At 55.2% G+C, this 6,303-nt stretch carries 5 protein-coding genes; 3 read left to right on the plus strand and 2 right to left on the minus strand.

The annotated features are described in order from the left end of the window. Positions 1 to 194: 194 nt before the first annotated feature. Both DWV32_RS09735 and DWV32_RS09740 read right to left on the minus strand, forming a co-directional pair. Positions 195 to 845, minus strand: coding sequence for a LexA family transcriptional regulator (locus DWV32_RS09735; protein ID WP_117641077.1), 651 nt, complete (start codon positions 843 to 845; stop codon positions 195 to 197). A 1-nt stretch (position 846) separates the two neighbouring features. Next, positions 847 to 2,097, minus strand: coding sequence for an arginine deiminase family protein (locus DWV32_RS09740; RefSeq protein ID WP_158566142.1), 1,251 nt, complete (start codon positions 2,095 to 2,097; stop codon positions 847 to 849). Positions 2,098 to 2,374: 277 nt separating this feature from the next. On the opposite strand from DWV32_RS09740, the gene DWV32_RS09745 reads away from it, so the two are divergent. From DWV32_RS09745 to argF, 3 genes are all read left to right on the plus strand, one after another. After that, positions 2,375 to 3,811, plus strand: a complete 1,437-nt coding sequence (locus DWV32_RS09745) for a YfcC family protein (RefSeq protein ID WP_187361863.1) — start codon at positions 2,375 to 2,377, stop codon at positions 3,809 to 3,811. Between the two features lie 42 nt (positions 3,812 to 3,853). Continuing rightward, on the plus strand, positions 3,854 to 5,098 hold the full coding sequence (locus tag DWV32_RS09750) for an arginine deiminase family protein (RefSeq protein ID WP_117758013.1): 1,245 nt from the start codon (positions 3,854 to 3,856) through the stop codon (positions 5,096 to 5,098). Between the two features lie 93 nt (positions 5,099 to 5,191). Then, the gene (gene argF / locus DWV32_RS09755; RefSeq protein ID WP_117758014.1) at positions 5,192 to 6,199 is read left to right on the plus strand and encodes an ornithine carbamoyltransferase; all 1,008 of its coding nucleotides are present in this window, start codon (positions 5,192 to 5,194) and stop codon (positions 6,197 to 6,199) included. Positions 6,200 to 6,303 lie beyond the last annotated feature (104 nt).

Below are 6,303 nucleotides of genomic sequence, written 5' to 3' on the forward strand. Positions count from 1 at the left end.
ACAAGGCCGCCGAGACCATGGCCGGCCTCTCCGGTACCCGCATCCACGAGTAGCCTCTACTCTGTTGCCCCTCTCGTGGGCGCCAGGCAAAGCGCCCGCAAACTAGCCTCTCTTCATGGGCCCCGCAGTCCGCTCCGGCTGCGGGGCTTTTGCTGTTTGAGATGTGTGCAGGGGGTAAACAAGAGCAAATTTGGTTAGATGCTCAGGTCATGGGATGCCTGAAACCAGACGATGACTCCGAGAATCCTGATTCGGCGTTTGTCCAGCACAATATCCGGTTCCGACGTGCGATATGAGTAGGATGACAGCATCACGGTGTTCGTGCCGGTGCTATATCGCCGTATGACCATTCTGGAATTATCGGCCAAGGCGAGGACGGAGCATCCGTTCCAGGGTTTCAGGTTGGGGTCCACTAGGAGAAGGGATCCTATCGGATAGCATTTGGACATGGCAGATGTGTCCATTTGAACAAAGAAGCACCCGCGATGGTTTTTGAATACGGATGAGGGGAGCGCCGTTGTTCCGGTCTGCTTGAGTCCCGTTCTGCCTCCATTCATCTGAATTTTAAATACATCACAAAGGGAGTCAGTAGTAGTTTCCTTGGATTCCCCCTTCCGCCCCTCGTGGTCGAGCTTTGCGGCAAGCCCTGCGGTTTCCGATGCGAGGTCGTCAAACTGCAGATTGAATTTCGAAACGATCTTGAGCAGTGTCGACCGGCGGATGGCATAGCGGTCCTTTTCCCAACGGCATACCGTTTCTTTGGAGACGCCGACAAGTGCCGCGAACTCCTCCTGCGTGAGCTGGTCGCGCTTGCGAAGCGCCTTTATGTTTTGACCCGTTCCCATGTTATGAAGCGCGGACGAGGGGAAGGCAGAGGCAGTTGGGGCCGCCAAAGCCGTTTGTCAGCTCAAAGATAGAGATGGGAACAAGTTCAATACCGGCCTGCTCCAGTGCCTTGTTAGTCTCGGTGTTCTCTTCGTATACGCAGACCTTGCCGGGCTCCAGGCAAAGGGTGCTTATGGCATTGTTGGTTCTTTCGACCTCTGCCGCTCCGGGATTTGAGCCGCCGCAAGGGATAAATTGCGGTGAACTTAAACCCAGGGCTAATCCCAGCGCTTCTTTTAGTCCGCCTTCGACATGACGCGCCCGGGTTGTCCTTTCCGATCTGCCTCGTGTAATGCAGTAGACTCGCGCTTGGTCCAGGAGCTCCCGGTCAATGAGGAATGTCTCATAGTTAACACGAGCAAAGTATGTGTCGAGATGAATGCAGAGATCATCGTAGGGAACCTCAATGGCCCATACGGACTCAATAGTCGAGTTCTCGTCCCAGAGCAAGTTATTCGTTAGGGTGTCTATAGCTGCTGGCTCGGTTCGTTGAGAGATGCCAACGGCTACATTTTCACTGTTGAGGTTGTGAAGGTCGCCGCCTTCAATGTGGTAAGTCGATTCATGCTTGAAGAACTGAGGAGTCTCGCGGAAATCCGGATGATAGTTAAAAATCGTTTTATAGGCGATAACCTCACGGTTGCGCTCTGGCCAGTACATATGGTTGAGCGTGACACCTTCGCCGATGACGCTTGCTGGATCGCGCGTGAACCACATGGTGTTAAGGGGGGCTATGAGAAGGTCGTCGGGTGAGTATGCGTCTCCCGTCAGCTTTGAGAGGCTGAACACCTCCTTGTTCGTGTCGAAGACCTGGGAGTAGCGAACGCCGTTGACGGCTGCCTGGACCAGGTCGCGGGAACCTTCGATATGCTCAAGATACTCGCGAATGGCAGACTCGAGCTCAATGCCCCGCGCGCCGCATTCTGAAATGTAGCTATCGATAAAAGAGCGACGCGCTTGCTCTGTCGCATCAAGGGCTTCGGTAAGAAGGTTTTCAAGATAGAGAATCTCTACCCCTTCGTGCTCGAGCATCGCCGAGTAAGCATGATGCTCCCCAAGAGCCTTTTCAAGATCAAATGAATTGCTAGAAGGGCGTAGCGTAAAGACTTGATTGAACTGGCCGTCGGGGTAGTTGCGCGTTTCGGGGCCGGGACAGTGCAGAAGCACCTTTTTTAGCTTTCCTATTTCGTTTTGAACATGCAATGCGGACATGTGACCTCGCTTTGGCGATGAGTATTGATTGCTTCCATAGTGGCACATTACGAGATTGATTCAATTTACATCATATTTGTCACAGGAGAATGGCATGAACAAGGCTAGTAATTGATGTTAAACATCTATTTTAAGAGACAATTGACGAATTACATCAATCTGGAATCCGTTTACGGGTCGATGCGCTTCGTTGACGGGCGAAGAGACGGAAGGGTGTTTTGCGCGATGACACAATGGCTTTGCCGGCAACGAAAAACCCCTGAATTAAGGAGGAGAGATGGCAGAGACAGAAAAGAAGCGCACTCTTCGAGTCCCGCACGTGTACACCATCATTCTCGTCTTGATGGCCGTATTTGCCGTTCTGACCTGGGTCGTGCCTTCGGGTTCGTTTGAACGCCAGGAGGTTAACGGTCGCGAGGTAACGGTCTCGGGCACCTATGAGCCTGTCGATAAGGTCTATACGGACGAGGACGGCAACGAGGTCGATCTTCGCCAAGGCATCTTCGAAGTACTTGAGGCCCCTGCGATCGGCATCCAGCAAGCGGTCGAGGTCGTTGCATTCATTATGATCGTGGGAGGTTCCTTCCAGGTCATCACGGCGACCGGAGCCATCACGAGCGGCGTCGCCCGAGTGGTGAAGAAGTTCAAGAGCAAGGACGTCCTCATCATTCCGATCCTAATGGTGCTTTTTGCCTTGGGCGGCAGCACCTTTGGTATGGCAGAGGAGACGCTTCCGTTCTTTGCGATTCTTATGCCGATCATGATGGCCATGGGCTTCGACTCAATTACAGCGTTCATGACGGTGTTTGTGGGTGCCCGTATCGGATACATCGCATCTACCGTTAACCCGTTCAACGTCCTGATTTCCCAGGGCATCCTCGGTATCCAGGGCAACCCCCAGCTTTGGTTGCGTACTATCGCCCTTGTCGTGCTCACTGCAGTTGCCATCGCATGGGTTGTGATGTATGCCCTCAAGGTTAAGAAGAATCCCGAGGCATCCCCAGCTTTCCACGATGATATCGAGAAGCGCAAAGAGTTTGGTGCGGACGAGAATCTCCTCGATAGCGAGTTCACCGGTAGGCAGAAAGCCGTTATGGTTATTTTCGTGCTTGGACTTGCCGCCATCATTTGGGGTCTGGTGGCCCAGGGCTGGTACATGAACGAAATCTCTGCGATTTTCTTGGCCATGGCCCTTCTTTCGGGTGTTGTTTCCGGGATGAATGAGAAGGAGATCGCTGGCGAGTTCGTTAAGGGAATTGCAGACTTCGCGTTCTCTGCCATCGTTGTTGGCCTCGCCCGCGGAATCCTCGTAATCGCCAATGACGGCCTCATCATCGATACGATTCTCAACACGCTCGCCACGGCTCTCTCCGGAGTTCCGGCAGTTATCTTTACGAGCATTCTCTATGTCGTGGATAACCTTCTGTCGATCCTCGTTCCGAGCTCCTCGGGCATCGCTGCTCTTACGATTCCCATTTTCGGCCCGCTTGTTGAGCTGATGGGCTTAAACCCCGAGGCCGCAGTTACTGGTCTTTCCATGGGCAGCGCGGCCATGTCTCTCATTTCGCCAACAAGCGCGATGCTCGTTGCCGGTCTTGGCGTCTGCAAGATTCCGCTAGGCCAGTGGTGGAAGGTCGCTTGGAAATTCTTCCTGGTCGTAAGCGTTATCTGCATGGCATTCACTGCGGTTTCGGGTCTTATCCCCCTGCCGTAAATGCAAAACCCCACATACAAGTTGTGAGAAAGAAGGATAGAGATGAACAAAGGACTGAACGTTCATAGCGAGATTGGCGCCCTCAAGAAGGTGTGCGTCCATCGCCCCGGTATGGATCTTGTAAACATGAAGGCGGAGGATTTCGACCGCGTTTGGATTCACGACGCGTTCTATCTGGACTATGCCCAGAAAGAGCACGATCAGTTTACCGACCTTCTTCGCGGCGCTGGCGCCGAGGTCGTCTATATGGAAGAGCTGGTTGCCGAGACGTTCGATAAGGTCGAGGGCGCGCGTGCGGAGTTCATGGGAAAGTTCATGAACGAGTCGGGTATCAAGAACGCCGCTCTTCGCCAGGCGGTTGTCGAGAAGCTCGATTCCATCAAGGACAACAAGGAATTTGTCCTCACAGCTATGGGCGGACTGTATGTGCGCGACCTCGAGATCCCGCATGTCGGCGGCTCTCTTGCCAGCCTGGACGGCGACGAGCTGAAGGGCGACGATATGGTCCTCTTCCCCATGCCCGCCTCGTATTTCTCCCGTGACCCCCTGGCTGTCGTGGGCAAGGGCGCTACCATGAACCGCATGTACTGGAATCAGCGCAATCGCGAGGTAATCTTCTACGAAACGGTGCTCCGCAACCATCCCGATTACGCCGGTAGCCCCATTTGGTATGACCACAACAGCGAGTGGCATATCGAGGGCGGCGATATCCTCAACATCAACGCCAAGACGCTCGCCATCGGTATTTCCGAGCGCACCCAGACTGCGGCCATCGATGAGCTCGCCAAGAATATGTTCTGGGGTTCCGATGAGGCCGAGATCGAGAACATCTATGCCATCAAGATCCCGCACGGCTACGCCTACATGCACCTCGACACCGTCTGCACGCAGGTCGATCGCGATAAGTTCACGGTCTATCCCGGCATCTACCAGACGCTTCGCGCTTACCGCCTGACCAAGGGCGATTCGGAGGGAGAGGTGCATATCGAGGAGCTCGAGGGCACCCTCCAGCACATTCTTGAGCTTGCGACGGGCATGGACCATATCACCATGATTGAGTGCGGCGGCGGCGACCCGATCGAGGCCTCCCGTGAGCAGTGGAACGATGGCTCCAACACCCTTGCGGTCGCGCCGGGTAAGGTTTGCGTGTATGAGCGCAACGTGGTTACCAACGATGCGCTGTATAAAGCGGGCGTCGAGCTGCTCGTTGCTCCTTCCGAGGAGCTCTCCCGTGGTCGTGGCGGCCCGCGCTGCATGACTATGCCGTTCTGGCGCGAGGAGATTTAATCGACGCCATTGTGCTCTGGGCGGCGCGCGCCTGCGCCTGCGTCCGCGTCGCCCGCTTCATTAGATGACTCAACAAGTGAAAGGGTTTTGACTATGTCTCTCAATCTTTCTGGCCGTAGCGTCCTTACGCTCCTCGACTTCACGACCGAGGAAATCGAGTACATGCTCGATCTTTCAAGGAATTTCAAGGACATGAAGCGCGCCGGTTACCCTCATCGTTTTCTCGAGGGTAAGAATATCGTCCTGCTGTTCGAGAAGACCTCCACTCGTACCCGCTGCGCCTTCGAGGTCGGCGGCATGGACCTGGGCATGGGCGTGACCTACCTCGATCCCGGCTCGTCGCAGATGGGCAAGAAGGAGTCCATTGAGGACACCGCCCGCGTGCTCGGCCGCATGTACGATGGCATCGAGTACCGCGGTTCCGATCAGTCCATAGTCGAGGAGCTCGCCGCAAAGGCCGGCGTCCCCGTCTGGAATGGCCTGACCAACGAGTACCATCCCACCCAGGCTCTGGCAGACATCCTCACCATGCGCGAGGAGTTTGGCGATACGCGCGGCATGAAGCTTACTTACTTGGGCAAGGAGCAGGGCAACGTAAGCGACTCCCTTATGGTTATCTGCGCCAAGCTTGGTATCAACTTCTGTTCTTGCGGGCCCAAGGGCGACGTCGAGGGCGCTACGCACTTTGACCCCGAGCTTCTTGAGCGCTGCCAGGAGATTGCCGCTCAGAATGGCTGCACGATTCAGCTCACTGAGGATATCGATGAAGGCGTCAAGGACGCCGACGTTGTCTATACGGACGTTTGGGTCGGTATGGGCCAGGCCGAGGAACTGTGGAAGAGCCGCATTGAGCTTCTTTCGCCCTATCGCGTGACGCCTGAGGTCATGGCCAAGGCGAATCCCGGCGCTATCTTCATGCATTGCCTGCCGAGCTTCCACGATACGCAGACCACCATCGGTGCCGAGATCGCCGAAAAGTTTGGCGTGACCGAGATGGAAGTTTCTGATGAGGTCTTTGAGAGCGCGCAGTCCCGTGTGTTCCAGGAGGCTGAGAACCGCATGCACACCATCAAGGCAATGATGTATGCGACTCTTCGCTAAGGTCTGGGAAATTAGAACGTCAAGAAGGGAGAAACCATGAGCAAGCCCTACGGCAAGCCCGATCGTATTGTCGTCGCCCTCGGCGGCAACGCCCTCGGCAACAA

It is taken from the genome of Collinsella sp. AF04-24 (genome assembly GCF_003465685.1).
Lineage (GTDB): Bacteria > Actinomycetota > Coriobacteriia > Coriobacteriales > Coriobacteriaceae > Collinsella > Collinsella aerofaciens_AP.

Bases quoted from the DNA above. Each gene is read 5' to 3' on its own strand.
- DWV32_RS09735 (WP_117641077.1), bottom strand. From the start codon at position 845: ATGGGAACGGGTCAAAACATAAAGGCGCTTCGCAAGCGCGACCAGCTC.
- DWV32_RS09740 (WP_158566142.1), bottom strand. From the start codon at position 2,097: ATGTCCGCATTGCATGTTCAAAACGAAATAGGAAAGCTAAAAAAGGTG.
- DWV32_RS09745 (WP_187361863.1), top strand. From the start codon at position 2,375: ATGGCAGAGACAGAAAAGAAGCGCACTCTTCGAGTCCCGCACGTGTAC.
- DWV32_RS09750 (WP_117758013.1), top strand. From the start codon at position 3,854: ATGAACAAAGGACTGAACGTTCATAGCGAGATTGGCGCCCTCAAGAAG.
- argF (WP_117758014.1), top strand. From the start codon at position 5,192: ATGTCTCTCAATCTTTCTGGCCGTAGCGTCCTTACGCTCCTCGACTTC.